Raw genomic sequence first — 20,506 nt, 5'->3', positions numbered from 1 at the left:
CAACCCGGGTCAACACAAATGCGCATCGCCGTAATCGCTAGCTTTACATATTCGCTGACCAATTTCCGTTTGCAGCTGCTACGCGAAATGGTCAAGGCCGGCCACGAGGTTATCGCCTTCGCGCCGGATCCGGACCCCGTGGTGGCAAAGGCGCTTGAAGATGAGAATATCCGGTTTGTTCAGATTCCGATGGCGCGCACGGGGCTCAACCCGCTTCAGGACTTGCACACACTGGTCACCCTATGGCGTCAGTTCCGACAGCTGAAGCCCGACATCGTTCTTCCTTACACGATGAAGCCGGTTATCTATGCCTGCCTCGCCGCTCGCGCGGCGGGCGTCTCCCGCCGCTTCGCCCTCATCACGGGGCTTGGCCAAGTATTTGCCACGGAGAACCCGAAGGGCCGCCAAGCCGTCCTGCAGCGTTTGAGCGTCGCACTCTATCGAGTGGCATTGCGCGGAGTCGATCGGGTATTCGTCTACAACGACGCCGATGACCGGGATATTCGCAAGCACAAATTGATCGACAACTATTCGCTGATTTCCCTGATCCCGGGATCCGGTGTCGATCTTTCCCACTATACGATGACCACTCCCCCGACGAGTCCACCCGTCTTTCTGCTGATTGCGAGACTATTGCGGGAAAAGGGCATATGCGAGTTTGTCGAAGCTGTCCGTCACCTGCGCCAGCGCTTCCCCGACATTCGCGCGCAACTGCTGGGCCCATTTGAACCAAATGCGGCAGGGATCAGCCAAGCCGACATCGACAAATGGACGGCTGAAGGGCTCGTCGAGTATCTCGGTGAAACGCGCGACGTGCGCCCCTACTTCGCGAATTGCAGCGTCTTCGTGTTGCCGTCCTATTACCGGGAAGGCATACCACGCAGCATTCTGGAAGCGATGGCATCGGGTCGGGCGATTGTAACGACGGATTTGCCCGGGTGCCGGGATACCGTCGTTGAAGGACAAAACGGCTACTTGGTGCCGCCGCGAGATCCCCTCGCGCTGGCAAAGGCGATGGAGTCCTTCATCGCCACGCCATCCGCAACTATCGAGATGGGACGCCGCTCAAATCAAATTGCGCGTGAACGCTTCAACGTCCATGCCGTCAATCGTCTATTGCTGACCCAAATGGGGCTGTCTTAGACGACTTCACGCAATCCCATTTGACGTTCCCTTCCGGCGCTTTGCCCTGGTCACGACGTTGTTCAAGACTGTGCCAAGGAGAGGAGCCTGCGTCATTCGCAACCGGGTGGCCGCCTTCGCCAGCACGTCTTCGGTAGTGCTGGCCCAGGAAACGACCAGGATCACCGCATCCGCAAGTGGTGAAACCCAGTTTGCGTCCTCGACAGACAGGATCGGAGGGGTATCAACGATAATGATGTCATAGTGCGGCCGCACCGCCTGAAACAGCTCGCGGAACCGGCTGGAATTCAGCAAAATGCCGGGTTCTTTCTGCCGCTGCGACGGCGCGATGACATCCAGGCCGTGCCAGTTCGGGACCTTGTGCAGGACCTCCGACACGCTGCATTCGCCCTGCAGGTAACGGTCCAGCGAGAGATCGTTCACCTCGAGCTTGAGCGCCTTTGCGACCTCACAGTGATGAAGGTCCAGATCCACGAGAAGCGTGCGCTGGCCGTCCGCGACGGCGCTGAGCGCCAGGCCGAGGGCGCAGGTGGTCGTTCCCTCGCCGGGCAGACTGGACGTAAAGGAGATCACTTTATGCAGGCGATCCGTGCCCGGTATGCGGCATGCCACATAGATCGACCTCATCGCCTCGGCAAAGGGCGACTGCGGGCGGCGCATCAAGTATTCAGGGATATTCAGATTGTTCTTTATATCCTTGGCTGCGACCGTCGGGACGGATGCCAGATTGGGAGTCCGCAGGATTCTTCTAATTTGTCCACTGTCACGAATTCTCGTATCCGCGGCTTCCAGCATTATCATCAGAAGTGCCGCCAGCACGCTGGAGCCGACAAACCCTCCCGCGATGATGAGGCTGGGCACGGGGAAATATGGCGCTGTCGGCACCTCGGCCAGTGACACCACACGCGCGCTGGGCTTGGCCGCCTCATTCTCCAGATCAAGCAGAATTCGCTGAATCTCCGTTCCGATCATTCTCTGAACGCTGGCGAGTTCGGCCTCCACGTTCAGCATTTTCGGATGGTTCTTGCCCAAGCTCGGCGCGAGTTCCGCGCGCTCGCGGAGCAGTTGCGCCTCTTCGCCGCGCAGCGTTACGAGCAGCGGCTGCGTCACCCGCTCGCGCAGGAACGCGACGGCGCCGCCGGTAGCGACAGCGCGCGCGCTGTCGGCCACCCTGTCGTCACGCTTGAATTCCAGGGAGGCTTCCACATAGAGACTGGCTATGGCATTCGCGATGGCGGCCGCCAGATCGGGGTCATCATGCGTAACCGTGACGGTGACGGCGAGACTCTCGCCGGTGCGCGCTACAGCGATCTTCGAGAAGACTTTCGTAATTGCGCGATCGCGCTGCTTCGACACGGGCGGCAGCGGGCCCTGGTCGCTCGCGAAGAGCGACTTCACCTTGGCCACGATGTTGGAAAAGAAGTTGCCGGATGCTCCGGATGCTCCAGATGCTCCGGATGCTCCGGATGCTCCGGATGCCTTGTCGTTGGCGTTCGTGTCGGGATCAAGATACGTATTGAATTCGGGGTCGTTAATGAGGTCCAGCTTATCGACGACGCGGCCCAGGAAGATGCGCGACGTCAGCACGTCGAGCTCGGTGTCGGCGGCTGAGCGGTCGCGTTCCAATGATTTCAAGTCGGGTTCAGAGGCAAACGGCCGCGTGTCGGTTCTTTCGAGAACCACCATGGAAATCGCCCTGTATGACTTGGGCGCGTAGTGCGCATAGGCGGCGGCGAGAGCAGTTCCAAGCACGACAACGGAAATGAGGAGAACGAGTCGTCGCCTCACGAGATCAAGAATCTCTCTCAATCCCACCATGCGATGCTGTTCATCGACCGGCATGAATTGGTTTGGATCAGGAATTCGAGGAGCGAGAGGGAGTTCTCTTCTAATCGATGCAGCCGTCATTTTTCGACCGGGGTTACAACTGATGCACTAAGCCGACGATGAGATCGTACGACCTTCCCTGCTGCCCTCTCGACGAGGAAATTAGCACAAGATTGGGCGACGCACTCATTAAATTGAATCAGGCTTACAACTTTAAATTGCACGCAGGATATGGAGATATCTCGCCGTCGCCTGCCTACAACTTGTGCGGCGTGCAAAAATCCTGCCACTCCAGTCGATTGCCACGTCCGCACAACGGCCCGAAGAGCGCGTTGTTCATAGGCGACGCAATCACCCGCTTGTGATTTTGTGAGTCAGCAATATTAACTAAAATTTAGAATTAACGCGGAGGCAACTGTGACTAAAGTCTTATTCATGGGACGGAACATGTTGCCGCGACTGCTCTACAATGGCTTGTCGACAATGGTCAGGAAATAGTCGGCGTCGTTACGGATGCGCATCTGCCCGTTTCCGTGACAGGCGATCTGGCAAAGAAGCTGCACCTCCCCCTGTATTCCAGGCACGAGATCGAGAATATGGTGCGACTGGGGACAGTGGATTTTGATCTGGGCGTGTCCGTATTGTACTGGCAGAAGATAAGGGAGCCCGTCCTTTCTGCGGCCCGAAAGGGCGTCATCAATTTCCATCCTGCGCCATTGCCGCTTTACAAGGGAACAGCCGGATACAACCTCGCCATCCTGGAAGGGTTGGACAAATGGGCAGTATCAGCGCACTACGCTGACGCGAACATCGATACCGGACCGATCATTGATGTGTCCTGGTTCGAGATAGAAAGCGGGAGGATCACCGCCCGGGATCTGGAGCGTCAGACGCAATCCCAATTATTGAACCAGATCAAGACCATCCTCCATAAAGCCATCGCAAGCACGCAGATGTTGTCGACGTTTCCCAACGAAGGTGGTCGGTATGTCAGTCGACTGGAAATGGAAGAAATGAAGGCAATTGCGCCGGGTGACGACATAGACCGGAAGATTCGGGCATTCTGGTTCCCTCCCTACAATGGAGCCCACATCACGTTGGAGGGAAAAACGTATACGCTCATTGAGGGAACCATACTCAGCTCGCTGGCGGATCCCACAATCAGCAGCTTGTTCACCCCTGCGAATAGCAATGACGCCTTGGGAAGGAAACCGTCCTCAGACCGCGGCGAATGAATTCTTAGGCCAGGATCAGCGCTCTCGGCGCCTTCGCATTGCCAGAGTGTTGCTCACGGGCGCGCTCGGTCAGTCAGACGGATTGTGCTCCTGTAGCTACCTTGGCGAGGCATCCCGTGACACGTTTCCAAGCCAGCCTGACAGATCCCGACCGATGATCTTGCCCAGTTTCTCGGTGTCATCCGAATAGTAGTCGACAAGGCGGGCCCGCAGCTCGGTGCCAAGCGGACTGTATTCAACCGGCTGCGAGAAAAACTGCTTCGCTGCCTTGTAGGCCCTGGTCGATCGAAAAGGAGACGCCATCGGCTTCAGCCACTTCAAATAACCGCTATGCCCGCCGCCGACGATCGGCATATTCTTGTCCTTGATGCGGCCCGACACCGGAGACGCGTAGCTGTCGTTGAGCGCCCCGAGATAGTGTCTTACTTTCCGCAATTGCGCATCGGGTTGAACGAGCAGGTCTTCATAGAAGATCACAAACAGTTGGCTGGATGGAAACAGGTCATAATATCGCTCAAGTTGCCTGTGATATCGCCCGCCACCGAGGAAGCGATTATCCGCGGCGGTGCGCGGGTCGAGATACTGGCCGATATCGCCATTCACCTCTCCGCGCCGAAAGAGCATGCAGTAGTCCGAATAGGCACGGTCAATCGGATTGCGTAACTGAGCAAGTAGTTTCACATTGCCCAACGAGGCGTGTATGCGCGATGCGGCCAGGGGTTCCTCGAGGTAGGAGTTTGATTTCTCGCCCACGAAGGGTTGACCGCTGTATTCCGGGAATTGAGCCAGATACCAATCCTGCCCACGATGAAACTCCCGACTGAAATAGTGCAGTTCCGGATCGGGCATGAGTATGTCCGGATCGTTCTGCAAGGACCGCTGCAGCCAGGTCGTGGCACTCTTCGTGGCGCCTATGATCAGAAAGTTCACATCCGTGATTTTCATTTTGAATTCAACCAACCTATGCACCGGAAAAGGGTCAAGCGGTGATCATTGCTGGATCGTCAGATCATCGGCGAACCGGCGCCCGCGAGTGCCGGTTGGCTTTAAAGCCACAAATCCTCTATAATGCCCTAGCGATACATTCCACTAGAAAATGAAAAATGGAAGACATTTCACACCCTAAGGCTGTCGTCTGCTTTCCCTTTGTCGGCGATGTCCTCGCCGGAAGCCATATCTCGGCGCTGGGACTGGTGAAGAATCTGGCGCCCACCGGGTTCCAACCCCTTGTCGTTCTTCACAAACCCGAAGGTCCGCTGGCCGAACTGTTGACGCGGGAGAATGTGACCTTCGTGCCGGCGCCCATGGCCGACACGCCAGAGCGCATGTCGCCACGGAACGGAGCGGCGGTCGCAAGCGTCCTGCGGCTGCTGCCTTCTCTCGTTCGCTTCCTGCGCAACAACAAGGTGGCCGTCGTCCATACCAATGACGGGAGAGCCCATATCATCTGGGGGCTCGCCGCCAAGCTGGCCGGCGCAAAGCTGCTCTGGCATCATCGCGGAGATCCCGACTCCTTCGGGCTTCGCTATCTCGCTCCCTGGCTCGCCGACAGCGTCGTGTCCGTCTCCAAGTTTGCGTCGCCGCGGCCCGGCCTGTTGTCGGCGGCCCGCAAATGCACCGTCATTCACAGTCCTTTCGACCTGCAGATGCCGGATCAGTTCGATAGAGCCGCCTGCCGGGAGCGCGTTTTGGCCGAGCTCCAGTGCCCTCCAGATACGAAGCTGCTGGGATATGTCGGCAGTCTGGTGGAGCGGAAGAGACCCCTGCTCTTTGTCGATACCCTCGCAGCCCTGTCGAAACACTCTCCAAACGAGAAATTCATCGGCCTCCTTCTGGGAAATTCCTTCAACGGACTGGATGAGCTCTGCAGGGCTCGTGCCGAGAGCCTGGGCGTGTCAGACAAGATCAGGCTGCTGGGCTTTCGGTACCCGGGCGAGCCTTGGATGGCCGCGCTCGACGCCCTTCTCGTGCCGGCGGTCAATGAGCCGTTGGGTCGGACGCTCGTCGAGGCGATGCTGCTCGGCACCCCGGTGATCGCCACCCGCTCGGGCGGAAATCCGGAAGCGATCCGGCATAATGAAACGGGCGTCCTGGTCGAGCCCGAGGATCCGGTTGCCTTTGCTCGCGCGATAGCGGAGCTGTTTCAGCATCCGGACCGGGTCACGTCAATGGTCGGTCGCGCCCGGGCCGATGCGCATGAGCGCTTTGGGGCGGCGCGGCATGTGACCTCCGTGACGCAGACTTATGACAACCTCTTGCGCCCGCAATGACAGACAGACCAAACACCAGACACCCATGTCCTCTTGACCAGGCACCGGGTCTCAGCCGGGTATTTTCGCCATGTCACTGACCCCCGCCGCCGCTTGGAACGAAAGCTACTCGAGCTCCAAGCACCCGACCATGATACGGCTGGAGACGATCTCGACATATCTCGCCGTGTTTCTCTCGCCTTTCGCGACGTTCAGGTTCTTCGGGCTCAACTTCACGATCAGCGACCTGTTTTATTGTGCAAGCTTTGGCGTGCTGATCCTCGCCGGACTCATCCCGCGTTCTCCCCTGCGGTCCGCGATGTGGTACTGGATGTTCGGCTCAGCTCTGCTTCTTCTCGGCCTGCTTGGAGCGAGTCTCATTAACGGCGATGCGGCTCGCGGTCTTCTTGTCTGCGTGCAGTATCTCTTCGCCTATGTCCTGCTGGTCCCCCTCGTCATTCGCGGCGACATCGACAGGATGCAAAAGCTCGCCATGCTTTTCCTGGCAGGTGTGATCGTCATCGACATTCACGGTATCCTGTCGTTCTATCTTGTCGGATACGTTCCCACCCTCCCTGGCGAGGGCAAGGGAATCGTCACAGGCGCGCGTCGTCTGGCGACCATCCTGGGAAACCCCAATCTTGCCGGCGCCATCAACGCCCTGGTAATTCCAAGCTTGCTGTATCTGTGGTTCGCCGGCCGACTTCCGCGTTGGCTCGCGTCCACGCTTCTCGCGATCATCGTCGTGACCGTCGTCCTCACAAGCTCCAACAGCGGCCTTGCCGCCATGACCCTCAGCCTGCTGATCTTTATCGGCCTCGTGGCAAATGTCAGGCTCCTGGTGCGGCTTTCCATCCTCGCGCTGATATTAGCGGTCATTCTGTATGTAGGCGGCTTAGACCTCTTGCCGTCAGCTTTTCAGAAGCGCGTCCTCGGGGCACTTACCACAGGGGACATTGACGAAGCAGGTTCATTCGTTTCGCGGACACAATTGATGCTCGAAGCGCTCAGCGTCATTTCGGCAAAACAGATTCTGCTGCTTGGCATAGGCGCCGACCAGTTTCGCACGATCAGCGTGCAGAACGCCCCCGTCCACAATATCTATCTGCTTCTCTGGGTGGAAGGAGGCCTGGTGGCCCTTTTCGGCTGGCTGTTCTACGCCGGCGTAGGCATCACTCTCGCCTATTCGGCGTGGCGCCTTCGTCTTGAACGCCATGTAGCGGCAAGCACGCTAGCAACCTGCGGCGTGTTTCTTCTTATTGCCTTCTCGAATCCGCACATGTACGGCCGCTACTGGACAACGCCGGTCCTGATCAGTATCGGCATTGTGGCGGTGCATCTACGCGCATGGGCGATTGAGCAGCGCAAGAAGGAAACCTACGTGACGATCAAAGATATCCGTAGCGCCGCAGCAGCCAGGCACAGAGCCAGGTGAACAGGGCCTGCTTGCGGCCGGGCATCTGCGACTTCCATTTGACATCGGGCGAGAGCTCTATGGTGGCATTCATTCTAAGACGATTGCCGGCCATCTGATGCCCCGGCTCCAACGGCATCCCCGCATTGATCTGATCGCCCAAGTCGCCGAAATCCGCGCCGATCAAGTCACCGATCTTCTTCAAACACTCCTTTGGATCACGCGTGAAGTCTTCGTAGCGGATCCGCACAAATCGCCGAGGGCCGAGCCTGCGCGCCAGACTTTCAGTCGCCAGATTTACGGTCGCCCATCGAAAGGCGGTGCGCATGACAGGCTTTGCTTCAATATCCTTCTGCAATCCGATCCGTTTGTCCCGTTGATAGGCTTTGAGGAGCGACCATGCCACGCCGCGGCCGTCGCGGACCAGGTGAATGACGTATAAATCAAGTCCGGGAATAAGGGCCAGCGCCGCCGCCCGGCCTGGATGCTTGGACGAATCGACGACGAGTCCTCTGCTGGAGCGCTTCGAAACCACTTCCAGCAGCCTCAGTGTGTGGCGGGAGTATGTATTGAAACTCTCCCGTCTCAAAGTCTTCCGTAGCATCCTGGAAATGCTGATCAACGACTCGAACTGGTCCTGGAGCTTCCCATAGTCGCTCACCAGCGACGGGCTCTCCTCTTTTCCCCAAAGAGCCACCGTTTCACGCCAGAATTCACAATCGTGAATAGGACTGCCACACGAGCAGTACTCGTTGTTCTCCCACACGTGATGCCCCAGAGTGATGATCTCGCCGCACCCGAATATCTCCTTATGCTGTCCGAGCGCGATGCTCAGGACGGTGCTGCCGCTGCGGCCGTAGCCGGCGATATACACCAGCTTCGGCAATCCACTTGCCACTTCAGATTTGAGAGCTTCCATCAGGCCTCATCATCGCGTTTTCACTGTCGAGCACATAGTTCAGCCCGCTTGCGCTACTGCGGATCACCGGCGAGATTGTGCAGAAATTCCTCAAGATTCGTCCAGCCATCGCCATTCCTGTCCAACTGTGCGTCCGAGCCGTCGTTCGGATTCAGTCCATGTGCCTCTTCCCATTGGTCCGAAATGCCGTCTTTATCACTGTCTGCATATGGCGTGCCAGATTCCAGCTGCGGCCAGCCTCCGACCTTTTCCGGATCCGATTTCAGCAGCTTGCCGCGGCGGTTCTTGACATCCTCGATCAGCCTCGCGTCGACCGCATCGCGCACCGGTCTGGTCGCGCCGGCATTGGCGAGCACGTCATCATAAGCCTGCTGCGGAGAGGTCGTTCTGACTTCCGGCGCCGGGTTTCTAGTCGTCACGATATATTTCCGCTGTTCTGGGGCCATGACCAGATCCTCCGGCCCCGCAGCATCCGGGCGATATGAGCCGTCGAAATTGCCTTGAAGAAATATCGAAAACCCTAGCCCACTTTCTTCGAACACAGCCACCAGGTGATCATTTTTCTCATTCACACCCGCGAGCTTGTAATTTCCCACCACGTTGGCACGCATGTGAACCCACTCATCGCCAAAGCTCACGACATACTGCCATTCGGGCGAGTACATTACGTTATTGACGACGTCGGCGACGGAGTCCGGAAGCTTCATCTTGACCTGGGGATTCCTGAACTTCCCCGTGGTGAAAAGCGTGTGGTGTATGGTCAGATTGCCGCCCTTGGTAAAGAGCATGTTGCGTGCGCGATTCTTCTTGCCCGGCCCGCCATTCAACAGCGGCTCGCCCACCAGTCCCCACTGAAACGTGAAGTTCGACGCGTCTTCCGAATCGATGGTCTCGTCCGACCCCCAGCTTGCGGAAATGTGATCGAGCATGATATTGCGCGCGGCGGGCGTATACATGCCCAACGCCCCGGAGCAACACGCCTTGACCGTATGGGGCCCCGGGCGAAGGCGCAGATGTCGGATGATGACGTCGTTCGTCTTGATCTCTATCGATGGCCTGATTTGAGTGCTGCCATTGCGAATGGCTATTCCACCGCCCGGAGCCGTTTCCCCCGCAATGGTGATGAATGGGTTACGGATGACCAGCGAGCCTTTGTCCAGTTGAATGGTTCCCCCAACCCGAAAGATGCAGGTACGAGGCCCGGTTGCTTCGATACACTCCCTCAGAGAACCCGGTCCCGCCTCGTCGGTGTTGGTGACATAGATGACGGCGCCGCCACGGCCTCCTTTGGCGGCAGCTCCGAACCCTTCAGCGGTAGGAAATGCCCGCTGGCTACCGTCGGGGAGCTGCGGCGAGAGTGCCTTGACCGGTTCGGCCTGTGCAGACAGGTTGACTTCAGTCACCGCCGTGATGAGCACGGGCAGCGTTAGCAGAAGAACACGGATATTCATGGGTATCTCCGTAAGCCGTTCGCCCAGCCCTGGGAAAGCGAAGCTTTTTCATATTTCGCCGTCATCGACGATCATGGCGCCCTTCGGCACTTCCTCGATCTTGTCTGTCGACCGGCGTCCCCGATGAAATGCAATCCCCAGCCCGACGACCCAGATGAGGCCAAGAACAATATGGGCAATGTTCGCTCCCATTGCGCCGATTTGCGGGATGAGCAGGATCGCGGTGGCATGGAACGCCACCGTGGCGACCAGGACGATCTTCAGGACTATCCGGTGCTGTCCCATCGCCAGCAATGCCGAACGCATGGCGCTGCCAGACAGTATGAGGACCATCGCCACGGCCTGGACAATGAGCAACTGGGAGGCCGCCGCAAATTCGGGACCGGCCGCAATGCGCAGGAGGGGCTCCCCAAGGAAATAGAACAACACAAAGATCGCGATGCCGGTGACGGTGAGAAGGACCTCGATCTGCATGACGGCGCGATAGAATTCTTCAACGGCGCGCTGGGCCCAAAGCCTGGCCAAGTCCGGATACAAGACCGCCTGTACCTGTGTTCCGACTTGCTGGCCCATTCGCCCGATGCGTTTCGCGATGTTGTAGAGGCCGGCTGATGCCGGATCAGCCAAGGCTCCTACAAGGAGCGTGTCAAGTTCCTGGGCGCTCGAGCGGATGGTCAGCGACAAGTTGCTTGACCAGGCAAAGTTCCAGATACCCGGGAACTGGTGAAGAGTGCCCCGGAGTGGAGCAAACAATACGCGCTTGGCGCCACGCAGGTGAAGCTGGCGAAACGCGAAGACGACTGTAACCACGGAACTGACGATCTGCGAGAACAGCCAGGCGAACGCGAAATACACGATGCCGCCGCCAGCCAGAATTCCGATGACGCAGAGGATCAGCTTGAACGTGACGCCACCCAGTTGTCCATAGGCTATGGTGCGAAAGCGGCCGTAGATCCGCAACACCGCCGTGGGCATGCCGGTCAGCCGGAACAACAGAACCGTAGAGTAGATCAGGACCAGATTGACCGTCTGATCGCTCCAGCCGAAGAGCGGCGCGGCAATGAGCACAAGCCCGATCGCCACGATCCAGGATATCACCGCGCCTGTTACATCAAGCACAAGACCGAACTTGATCAGCGAGCTGAATTTCGCCTGGTCCTTGTCCTCGCTCAGGGAACTTCCGTATTTGATGAGCGGTTGCCAGGATTGAAAGCTCACGATCCTCTCGATCGCCCTTGTATAAGAGTAGACGAGCGCCAGCATGCCGTAGTCATTCGGCCCGAGGGCGCGCGCCGTGAGTGCGAATGTGAGAAGGGAAACCAACGACGTGAAGAGGTTTCCCGTCAGCAGATGTGCGACGTTCAAGATGCGCTTGCCAAGCGCTTCCTTAGCCTGAAAGAGGTGCGCGAGGCTCTTCGCGATGTTCATTGGCGCTCGCGTCGACTCGAAATAAGCCAATCGACGGCTCGCACACAGAGCCAAGCTCTATTCTGCTTCATCCGACAGCGCATGGCGCAAATCAGCTCCGGATCGGTCCAGAAAATGGGGATACTATGCAAAGCTTCGAAAAGGGCGTCGACCGTTGCCTTTCTGGGTCCATGCCAGTCTCAAAAGGACTCCTACCAAAAGAAGCGGACGAATGCTATTTTATCGAATGGGTGATTGACAGCACATCGGTCAACCTGCTTTGCGGCCATTCTTCCTAGCAAAGGAAAAAGATGCCGCAAGTTCCCCATGTGCTTTCGAAAGTGCGCGGATGTAGCCTGGCATGGACGCACGAGATCCCGAAAAGAGCAGAACCGTCACCATTGTCATACCCGGCCTCAGCGCCGGGGGAACCGAACGGATAGTGAGCCTGATATCGGAACATTGGGCGAAGCGGGGTTGGCGCGTGTCAATCCTCACCTTCGAGGCGCCGGGAACGGCGGCATACTACCCCATTAACCCGGCTATCACGGTGCAGCAGCTGGGCTCTGCAGCCTCCCAACCCTCGAAGCTCGGCACCGTGCGCGCTGCGACGCACCGCGCTTTGGCGCTCAGACGGGCATTTCGCAAGTCGCTGCCCGACGTGATCGTGTCGTTTCTCACGCGGACGAATGTCCTCACCCTGCTGTCGACACGGGGACTGCCGGTGCCTGTCGTCGTGTCGGAGCGCAATAATCCGGCGCTTCAGCCATTTGGCGCTCCCTGGCATTGGCTTAGGGCCCTGACCTACCCCCGGGCATTTGGGTTGGTGACGATGACAAAGGGCGCGCTGGAATACTTTCCAAAGAAGATGCGCCGCCGCGAATGGGTCATTCCTAACCCGGTCGAATTGCCGCAGGCCTGGCAGGAGCGGCGCGGAAATCACACTCTAGTCGCCGTCGGGCGACTCGTGCCGCAAAAGGGTTTCGATCTGCTGCTCCAGGCCTTTGCGCGGGCGGCGGCGGCGGCGCCGGAATGGTCGCTGACGATCTGGGGCGAAGGTCCGGACCGGGCGAAGCTCGAACGTCAGCGTGACGAGCTCGGCCTGAATGGCCGGGTGCATTTCCCCGGTGTAACCGAGCGCCCTGGCATCTGGATCGAGACCGCCGACGCCTTCGTCCTGTCATCGCGCTACGAAGGTTGGGGGATTGTTCTGCTGGAGGCGATGGCGGCGGGATTGCCCGTCGTCTCCTTCGATTGTGAATGGGGCCCGCGTGAAATGATCAATGATGGCGTAGATGGATTGCTTGTTCCGGCCGAAGACGTGGCGTCGCTTTCCGGCGCTCTGGTTAAAATAATGAAGGACGACACACTGCGCCGGCAACTGGGCACGACAGCCGCCGAAGCTGTAAAGCGCTATTCGCGGGAGCGGGTAATGGCCGAATGGGACAACGTCGTCCGCGATGCATTGCAGACGAAGCATAAGCTTCCATCATGACCAATCTGGCATTGCGACTGCTCCGCAAGGCAAGGAACCGCACCCGTCTCGTGGCAGACGCCGCCGCCGCCACGAGCTTCCTGACATCCTATCCCAAGTCCGGCCGCACCTGGTTCCGGTTCATTCTCTCAAACTATTTCAATACGACGGCGGATCTCAAGGTCGGCGTCGACCTTCACAGCACATTCTCCATCGTACCCAACTTCGATTGCGACCCTGTTCGGGGGATCCCGGCCTTTCGGCAAGCGCGGTTCCAATCGCGGATTCCCCTGATTGTCGTCACGCACCATGGTTATCGCCGCTCCATATTCCTCAATAGGCCGGTCATCTTCATGGTGCGCGATCCTCGCGACGTGCTGGTATCCGCATATTTTCATGCGACCCGGCACAAGCACCGATTCAACGGCGGCATGTCGGAATTTCTTGCCCATCCCGACCAAGGCCTGACGCCGCTCATCGCCTATTTGAACGGCTGGGGGGACGGTCTCCAGCGCCATCCGCATTATGTTCTGAGCTACGAGGCTCTCAGCGCCGATCCTGTTGCCGCGACGACGAAAGTCTTGTCCTTCCTCAACTATGCGGTTGATCGTGAAGCAGTGAAGATGGCGGTCGATGCATCCCAGTTTGAGGCTATGCGCGACCGCGAGAGAAGCGAGGGCATTCCGGCCCATAATTACGATCTGACAGACAATGAAAGTTTGCGCATGCGCAAGGGCAAGGTGGGCGGTTTCTCAGATTACCTGAACAGCGATCAGGCCGAGCTCATAGAAGCGCGCTGCGCCAGGGAACTGTCGGCCCGGGCAAAGGAGCTCATCGCCACGACTGGCTGGCATATCGCGTGAATGGCCTCATTAGAGCAAATCCCGCCAAAGTTGAAGACTTTGGCGATAAGGATTTGCGCCAACATATTGATTTGGCGCGAATCCTTTTCGGCGAAGTGATTCCACTTCGCCGGGATGCGCGCTAGAGCATCGGACCGAAAAGTGCGAAGCGGTTTTCGGATAATCCGATGCGCAAATCAAAGAGTTAGAGCGCCGGCCCGATTCTATGTGAGCGTCCGGCGCTCTAGAAATCCGGCGCTCCGTTGACGGAGCTGTCGGGTGAGAGGCGGCCGGCGCCGGTGAGATGGCTGATGATCTGCTGGGCCGCCTGTTCGGAGGAGAGCGTCGTCGTGTCGAGACGCAGCTCAGGTCTCTGCGGCACCTCATAGTCGGAATCGATGCCGGTGAAGTTCTTGATCTCGCCCCGCCTTGCCTTGGCATAGAGGCCCTTCACGTCGCGGCTTTCGGCGACGGCGAGCGGCGTGTCGACGAAGATCTCGACGAACTCGCCTTCGCCCACCAGCTCGCGCGCCATCAGACGCTCGGAGCGGAACGGCGAGATGAAGGAGACCAGCACGATGAGGCCGGCATCGACCATTAGCCTCGCCACTTCGGCGACGCGGCGGATGTTCTCGACGCGGTCGGCATCGGTGAAGCCGAGATCCTTGTTGAGGCCGTGGCGCACATTGTCGCCGTCGAGCAGGTAGGTTATGTGGCCCATGGCATGCAGGCGCTTCTCGACCAGATTGGCGATGGTCGACTTGCCCGAGCCCGACAGGCCGGTGAACCACAGGATGGTCGGTTTCTGGCCGGCCTTGGCGGCGCGGGAAGCTTTATTCACATCCAGCGCCTGCCAGTGGATGTTGGAGGCGCGGCGCAGCGCGAAGTTGATCAGCCCCATGCCGACGGTGTTGTTGGAGAAGCGGTCGATGACGACGAAGCTGCCGAGATGGCGGTTCTCATCATAGGGCGCGAAGGGGATGGCGCGGTCGAGATCGATATTGACGACGCCGATCTCGTTGAGGCCGAGGGTCTTGGCCGCCACATGCTCGAGGGTGTTGACATTGACCTTGTGCTTGGGGTGCTCGAAGGTGACGGGTATGGTGAGGGGACCGGCCTTGATCAGATAGGGGCGGCCCGGCAGCATCTCCTCATCGTCCATCCACAGGATGCGGGTCTCGAACTTGTCGGCGACGGCAAGCGGCGAGGCCGCCGCACAGATCACATCGCCGCGGCTGATATCGATCTCGTCTTCGAGCGTCACCGTCACCGCCTGGCCGGCGGTCGCCTCAGCGAGATCGCCGTCATAGGTGACGATGCGCTCGACCTTCGAGGTGCGCCCCGAGGGTACGGCGCGGATCTCATCGCCGGGCTTCACCATGCCCGCCACGACATTGCCGGAAAAGCCGCGAAACGCCTGGTTCGGCCGGTTCACCCATTGCACCGGCAGACGCAAGGCGCCGTCGCTCGGGCCATCGCCGATGGCCACGCTCTCGAGATGCGCCATCAGGGTCGGCCCGTGATACCAGGCCATCGCCTCGGACGGCTCGATCACATTGTCGCCCTTCAAGGCCGAGAGCGGGATGCAGGTGAAGTCCTCGAGCCCGAGGTTCTTGGCGAAGGCGCGGTAATCCGCCTCGATCGCCTCGAACACGTCGCGGCGATAATCCATCAGGTCCATCTTGTTGACGGCGACCACGATGTTCCTGATGCCGAGCAAGGTGGCGATGAAGGAATGCCGGCGCGTCTGGGTGAGCACGCCCTTCCTGGCATCGATCAGGATGATGGCGAGATCGGCGGTCGAGGCGCCGGTCGCCATGTTGCGGGTATATTGCTCATGGCCGGGCGTATCGGCGACGATGAACTTGCGCTTGTCGGTGGTGAAGGCGCGATAGGCGACGTCGATGGTGATGCCCTGCTCGCGCTCGGCGGCGAGGCCGTCGACGAGCAGCGCGAAATCCAGCGCCCCGCCCTGGGTGCCGACCCGCTTCGAATCCGCCTCCAAAGCGGAGAGCTGGTCCTCGAACAGCATCTTGGCCTCGTAGAGAAGCCGGCCGATCAGGGTGGACTTGCCGTCATCGACGCTGCCGCAGGTGATGAAGCGCAAGAGGTCCCTCTCCTCCTGCGAGCGCAGATAGGCCTCGACATCGCCGCCCTGGAACTCGATGAAGCGTGACATCAGCGGTAAATCTCTCTCTCAGTGCTCTTATGTACCTTTGCCCAACTCGTCATGGCCGCCCTTGAGGCGGCCATCCAGCCCATCCCCACGGCAGCTCTCTGGCGTCCCGTCTGGATGGCCGGGTCAAGCCCGGCCATGACGAGCGTGGGGAATGGCGTCTCGGCGCCAGGTAGCCGTCTTACCTCATTCGTCATGGCCGCCCTCGAGGCGGCCATCCAGCCCATCCCCACGGCAGCTCCATGGCGTCCCGTCTGGATGGCCGGGTCAAGCCCGGCCATGACGAGTAGGGGGAACGGCGCCTCGGCGCAAGGATGGGGGAGTGCAACGCGCATCAGAAATATCCCTCCTGCTTCTTCTTCTCCATCGAGGCGGCCTGGTCCTTGTCGATCACCCGGCCCTGGCGCTCGGACGAGGTCGTCACCAGCATCTCCTGGATGATGTCGAGCAGGCTCGCGGCGGTGGATTCGATGGCCCCGGTCAGGGGGTAGCAGCCCAGCGTGCGGAAGCGGATCAGCTTCATCTCAGGGCTCTCTCCCACATGCAGCGGCATGCGCTCGTCGTCGACCATGATGATCTGGCCGTCGCGCATGACGACCGGGCGCTCCTTGGCGAAATACAAGGGCACGATCGGGATGTTCTCGAGGAAGATATATTGCCAGATGTCGAGCTCGGTCCAGTTCGACAGCGGGAAGACGCGGATCGACTCGCCCTTGTTCTTGCGGGCATTGTAGATGTTCCACAGCTCCGGGCGCTGGTTCTTGGGGTCCCAGCGGTGACGTGAGTCGCGGAAGGAGAAGATGCGCTCCTTGGCGCGCGACTTCTCCTCATCGCGCCTGGCCCCGCCAAAGGCGGCGTCGAAGCCATATTTGTCGAGCGCCTGCTTGAGCGCGTCGGTCTTCATGATCTGGGTGTGCAGCGCCGAGCCGTGATCGAAGGGATTGACCTTCTTGGCGAGGCCGTCCGGGTTGGTATGGACGATGAGGTCGAGGCCGAGCTTGGCCACCGTCTGGTCGCGAAAGGCGATCATGTCGCGGAACTTCCAGGTCGTATCGACATGCATCAAGGGAAACGGCGGCTTCGAGGGATAAAACGCCTTCATCGCCAGATGCAGCATCACCGCCGAATCCTTGCCGATCGAATACAGCATCACCGGATGCTCGCATTCAGCCGCAACCTCGCGGATGATGTGGATGCTCTCGGCTTCCAGTCGTTCAAGATGGGTCAGCTTGCTGCAAGCTAAAGGCAAGGTCATCTCTAATCCTTCCAGGCGCACCAGGGCGCCGGGCCAATTACGCGCCAAAACCAGCATCCGACCACGCTCCTCACGTCAGGCGGAATTCTTCCTGAAGTGATCGGGATATACGGAGGTGCCAGATAACTCGTCAATTTAAAGCGAGCAAATTGCAGTTGTCTTATTGGGAAATGTCGGTTTTCGGTGTTGCCGGGGGACGGCCTATGCTGAAGTACGAGAAGCCGCGTCGCGCCACCTCGTCAGGCCGGTAGACATTGCGCAGGTCGACTATCGTCGAACCACTCATGACGGCTTTGAGCTTGTCGAGATCAAGAGCGCGGAACTGCTCCCATTCGGTAGCAATAACCAGCGCTTCGGCTCCCTCCGCGCATTCATAGGGTCCGTCGCGATAGTTAACATCCGAGATCACATCCTTGGCATGCTCCATCCCTTCCGGATCGAACACATTCACTTTGGCTCCGAGGTCCTGCAGGGCGGTTATCAGCGGTATAGCCGGGCTTTCCCGAATATCGTCGGTATTCGGCTTGAACGTAAGGCCGAGCACCGCGATGGTCTTTCCGCGGATCTTTCCGCCAAGAGCCTGGTAAACTTTCCGCCCCATGGCGCGCATCCGGTTCTCGTTCACCGCGACAACGCTTTCCACGATGCGCAGCGGCGCCTCATTGTCGAAGCCCATCTTGATCAGGGCGACGGTATCCTTCGGAAAACACGATCCGCCATAGCCAGGGCCAGCATGCAGGAATTTGGAGCCGATGCGGTTATCGAGTCCTATCGCCCTCGCGACCTGCTGAACGTCGGCGCCGACTTTTTCTGATAAATCGGCAATTTCATTGATAAACGTGATTTTTGTAGCGAGAAAGGCATTCGCCGCATATTTGATCAGTTCGGCCGTGCGACGGTCGGTGTAGACCATGGGTGCCGCGTTCAGATAAAGCGGCCGATAGACCTCCGCCATGGCCGCTCTCGCCCGATCATCCGCCACTCCGACAACAATGCGGTCGGGATGCTTGAAGTCCTGAATTGCCGAACCTTCCCGCAGGAACTCCGGGTTTGACGCAACCGAGAAATCCGCGTCCGGCCGGGCATCGCGAATGATGCGCTCGACCTCGTCGCCAGTTCCGACCGGCACGGTCGATTTGGTCGCCACGACGGTGAAGCCGTCCAGTGCCTTGGCGATCTCGCGAGCCGCATCCCGAACATAGGTGAGATCGGCGTGTCCGTCGCCCCGGCGCGACGGTGTGCCCACCGCGATAAAGACCACCTCGGCGGCGGCGACGGCGGAAGCCAGATCGGTCTGGAACCTGAGCCGACCGCCGCTGATATTGTGCTCGATCAGCGCGTCGAGGCCGGGCTCAAAGATTGGAATTTTGCCGGAGTTGAGTTTGTCGATTCTGGCCCGGTCCTTGTCGACACAGGTAACGTCGTGGCCGAAATCCGCGAAGCTTGCACTGGACACAAGTCCCACATACCCCGCGCCGATCATGGTAATCTTCATGCCTACTCCAAGACAACAGTCCGGCCAATCAAGAACCGCCGGCGAAACTACTGGGCCGAACTCAATCTGGCAGTCGACGAAAAGTCAACGATCGGAACTAGATTAATATTATGGAACATACACTTAGACTGCCCCCTGCATTCTAGACTTACGCACCGTAACAGCCTCTGACGATACCATGGCTTATCCGTCTTGCACAACGGCAATGATCGGCCGGGGCAGAATCCTCAAACACGAAATCCGGGCGGCAAGCAACTGCATAGGATCAAATTCTGACACTTCAGCGGGGCGCCTCCGGCCCTGCCACGCGCACTTCATCAGCATACAGATCAATGTCATGCGGCCGCGCGCGATCGGATTGACGACCCGCTGGCGGAGAAACTTCGGAAGTTGGTTGGAAGACGGCCTGCGACCGATCGCCCGGAGCGCCGCGGCGGAGCCTCGCCCAGAATCAGGCGGAGTGGTCGCCATCCTTGAGATAGATCGCCTTGGCGGAGCGCTCAGACATGGCCGCATAGACGACCTGGCAAACGAACCAAAGAACACCGGTCACGAGGAACGAAACAAATGCGAATTGAAAAAATCCGACCGCATTGGGGAGGTCAAACAGGAGCGCCGCGATTCCCACACACAGAGCGGCAAATGCCATGACATAAGCCGTCACTGCGCGCGCGGTAAGCGCACCCGTAACCGTAGTTTTGCGAGCGGTCCCCACTGCATTCCCCTGATTCGGATCTCGTGACAGATTGCGGTTACCCGGAATGTGACGCTATCTGATCACCAAATCCCTAATAGTACACCGAAAATAAACTTGAAACTTTGCGAAGAAAAATTCAAGTCCCGATTGTTCGAATGGGCCATGACCCAAGGACAATTTCTGGTGGTATGAAAATGGGTTAGCGGAGAGCGCGCGGCTCGCTCCGCGGCTCTCCGCTTCAGGTCAGCCGGTCGTCTATTTTCCGGCCTTGGGTTTCACTGTTTCGCCAGCGCCACCAGCCTTGCCGCCGCGTTCGCCAGCGCCACCGGCCTTGCCGCCGGTCTCGCGGGCGCCGCCCGACTTGCCGCCGGTTTCGCCAGCACCGCCGGCCTTACCGCCGCTTTCACCGGCGCCGCCCGACTTGCCGCCACTTTCGCCCGCGCCACCGGCCTTGCCGCCATCAGCGGCCCAGGCGCTGGTCGCCGCAACGGGAGTGACAGTGATGATCGCTCCAAGAAGGAGCGTGCGGATGAAGTTCAGTTTGTATGACATATTCCCTCTCGACTTGCAGTTGCAATACTGCCTCAGTAGTTGAGTCGTTCTTTCTACGCAACGTAATCTAGAAAAAACAGTTCATGAGAATCTAATCCGGCCGGAAAAACTAAACTAAATCTCAACTGTTCTTTCGCCAGATCGCCGAATCCAAATTCCTCTTGATAGATATTATATCCTATACACTTCGTTGTAGCCGGTGAGCTACCTGGCCTAAAGACGACTGCCGCCAGGCATGTGGCGTCCCATTTTCAAGCACAATGCCGGCACGGCCCGAACGAAACAGCCATTGCACGCGAGCCTGCCGCATGTTCTGCTACCGATCAGCAGGTGCGTCTGGACTCCGGCCTCTGGGACATGAATTCTTAAT

Annotated in this window: 17 protein-coding genes; 6 read left to right on the top strand and 11 right to left on the bottom strand. The window is 59.0% G+C overall.

The window, feature by feature from the left end:
- Window positions 1-18: 18 nt before the first annotated feature.
- Window positions 19-1,143 (top strand): glycosyltransferase family 4 protein, encoded by a 1,125-nt coding sequence (locus G5V57_RS20750; RefSeq protein ID WP_165169458.1) that lies wholly within the window; start codon window positions 19-21, stop codon window positions 1,141-1,143.
- A 6-nt stretch (window positions 1,144-1,149) separates the two neighbouring features.
- Here G5V57_RS20750 and G5V57_RS20745 read toward each other — a convergent pair whose 3' ends face one another.
- On the bottom strand, window positions 1,150-2,985 hold the full coding sequence (locus tag G5V57_RS20745; protein WP_165169456.1) for a tyrosine-protein kinase domain-containing protein: 1,836 nt from the start codon (window positions 2,983-2,985) through the stop codon (window positions 1,150-1,152).
- Window positions 2,986-3,503: 518 nt separating this feature from the next.
- Between G5V57_RS20745 and G5V57_RS20740 the strand changes: the two genes are divergently transcribed.
- Window positions 3,504-4,205: a formyltransferase family protein gene (locus tag G5V57_RS20740; protein ID WP_165169454.1), complete on the top strand. Its 702-nt coding sequence runs from the start codon at window positions 3,504-3,506 to the stop codon at window positions 4,203-4,205.
- A gap of 96 nt (window positions 4,206-4,301) precedes the next feature.
- Here the strand turns inward: G5V57_RS20740 and G5V57_RS20735 are convergent, their stop codons facing one another.
- On the bottom strand, window positions 4,302-5,150 hold the full coding sequence (locus G5V57_RS20735; RefSeq protein ID WP_165169452.1) for a sulfotransferase: 849 nt from the start codon (window positions 5,148-5,150) through the stop codon (window positions 4,302-4,304).
- A gap of 158 nt (window positions 5,151-5,308) precedes the next feature.
- Here G5V57_RS20735 and G5V57_RS20730 point away from each other — a divergent pair, with 158 nt between their 5' ends.
- A complete protein-coding gene (locus tag G5V57_RS20730; RefSeq protein ID WP_165169450.1) occupies window positions 5,309-6,475 on the top strand; it encodes a glycosyltransferase family 4 protein in 1,167 nt (388 codons plus the stop codon).
- 70 nt (window positions 6,476-6,545) lie between these two features.
- The gene (locus G5V57_RS20725; RefSeq protein ID WP_165169448.1) at window positions 6,546-7,889 is read left to right on the top strand and encodes an O-antigen ligase; all 1,344 of its coding nucleotides are present in this window, start codon (window positions 6,546-6,548) and stop codon (window positions 7,887-7,889) included.
- On the opposite strand, the gene G5V57_RS20720 is transcribed toward G5V57_RS20725, so the two are convergent.
- The 3 genes from G5V57_RS20720 to G5V57_RS20710 are packed head-to-tail and all read right to left on the bottom strand — an operon-like array spanning window position 7,843 to window position 11,666.
- Complete coding sequence (locus G5V57_RS20720) at window positions 7,843-8,787, bottom strand: sulfotransferase (protein ID WP_165169447.1); 945 nt, start codon at window positions 8,785-8,787, stop codon at window positions 7,843-7,845. The genes G5V57_RS20725 and G5V57_RS20720 overlap by 47 nt on opposite strands.
- Window positions 8,788-8,840: 53 nt before the next feature.
- The gene (locus G5V57_RS20715) at window positions 8,841-10,238 is read right to left on the bottom strand and encodes a pectate lyase (protein WP_246737302.1); all 1,398 of its coding nucleotides are present in this window, start codon (window positions 10,236-10,238) and stop codon (window positions 8,841-8,843) included.
- A 48-nt stretch (window positions 10,239-10,286) separates the two neighbouring features.
- On the bottom strand, window positions 10,287-11,666 hold the full coding sequence (locus G5V57_RS20710) for an oligosaccharide flippase family protein (RefSeq protein WP_165169445.1): 1,380 nt from the start codon (window positions 11,664-11,666) through the stop codon (window positions 10,287-10,289).
- A gap of 340 nt (window positions 11,667-12,006) precedes the next feature.
- On the opposite strand from G5V57_RS20710, the gene G5V57_RS20705 reads away from it, so the two are divergent.
- Both G5V57_RS20705 and G5V57_RS20700 read left to right on the top strand, forming a co-directional pair.
- Window positions 12,007-13,140 carry a glycosyltransferase family 4 protein gene (locus G5V57_RS20705; protein ID WP_165169443.1) on the top strand — a complete coding sequence of 378 codons (1,134 nt, stop codon included), beginning with the start codon at window positions 12,007-12,009 and terminating at the stop codon, window positions 13,138-13,140.
- Window positions 13,137-13,982 (top strand): sulfotransferase domain-containing protein, encoded by an 846-nt coding sequence (locus G5V57_RS20700; RefSeq protein WP_165169442.1) that lies wholly within the window; start codon window positions 13,137-13,139, stop codon window positions 13,980-13,982. Before G5V57_RS20705 ends, G5V57_RS20700 begins: the two co-directional genes overlap by 4 nt.
- A gap of 223 nt (window positions 13,983-14,205) precedes the next feature.
- On the opposite strand, the gene cysN is transcribed toward G5V57_RS20700, so the two are convergent.
- The 6 genes from cysN to G5V57_RS20670 form a co-directional block, all read right to left on the bottom strand.
- On the bottom strand, window positions 14,206-16,140 hold the full coding sequence (cysN, locus tag G5V57_RS20695) for a sulfate adenylyltransferase subunit CysN (RefSeq protein WP_165169441.1): 1,935 nt from the start codon (window positions 16,138-16,140) through the stop codon (window positions 14,206-14,208).
- The gene (locus G5V57_RS20690; RefSeq protein ID WP_165166853.1) at window positions 16,140-16,472 is read right to left on the bottom strand and encodes a hypothetical protein; all 333 of its coding nucleotides are present in this window, start codon (window positions 16,470-16,472) and stop codon (window positions 16,140-16,142) included. Before G5V57_RS20690 ends, cysN begins: the two co-directional genes overlap by 1 nt.
- Window positions 16,472-17,392, bottom strand: coding sequence for a sulfate adenylyltransferase subunit CysD (gene cysD / locus G5V57_RS20685; RefSeq protein ID WP_206530323.1), 921 nt, complete (start codon window positions 17,390-17,392; stop codon window positions 16,472-16,474). Before cysD ends, G5V57_RS20690 begins: the two co-directional genes overlap by 1 nt.
- A 160-nt stretch (window positions 17,393-17,552) precedes the next feature.
- Window positions 17,553-18,887 carry a UDP-glucose/GDP-mannose dehydrogenase family protein gene (locus tag G5V57_RS20680; protein ID WP_165169440.1) on the bottom strand — a complete coding sequence of 445 codons (1,335 nt, stop codon included), beginning with the start codon at window positions 18,885-18,887 and terminating at the stop codon, window positions 17,553-17,555.
- Between the two features lie 451 nt (window positions 18,888-19,338).
- Window positions 19,339-19,536: a hypothetical protein gene (locus tag G5V57_RS20675; RefSeq protein WP_165169439.1), complete on the bottom strand. Its 198-nt coding sequence runs from the start codon at window positions 19,534-19,536 to the stop codon at window positions 19,339-19,341.
- Between the two features lie 303 nt (window positions 19,537-19,839).
- Window positions 19,840-20,136, bottom strand: coding sequence for a hypothetical protein (locus G5V57_RS20670; RefSeq protein WP_165169438.1), 297 nt, complete (start codon window positions 20,134-20,136; stop codon window positions 19,840-19,842).
- Between the last annotated feature and the right edge of the window lie 370 nt (window positions 20,137-20,506).

Source organism: Nordella sp. HKS 07, from assembly GCF_011046735.1.
Taxonomy (GTDB): domain Bacteria; phylum Pseudomonadota; class Alphaproteobacteria; order Rhizobiales; family Aestuariivirgaceae; genus Taklimakanibacter.
Note: the sequence above shows the minus strand (reverse complement) of the source record. Positions and strands in the feature narration are given on the sequence as shown.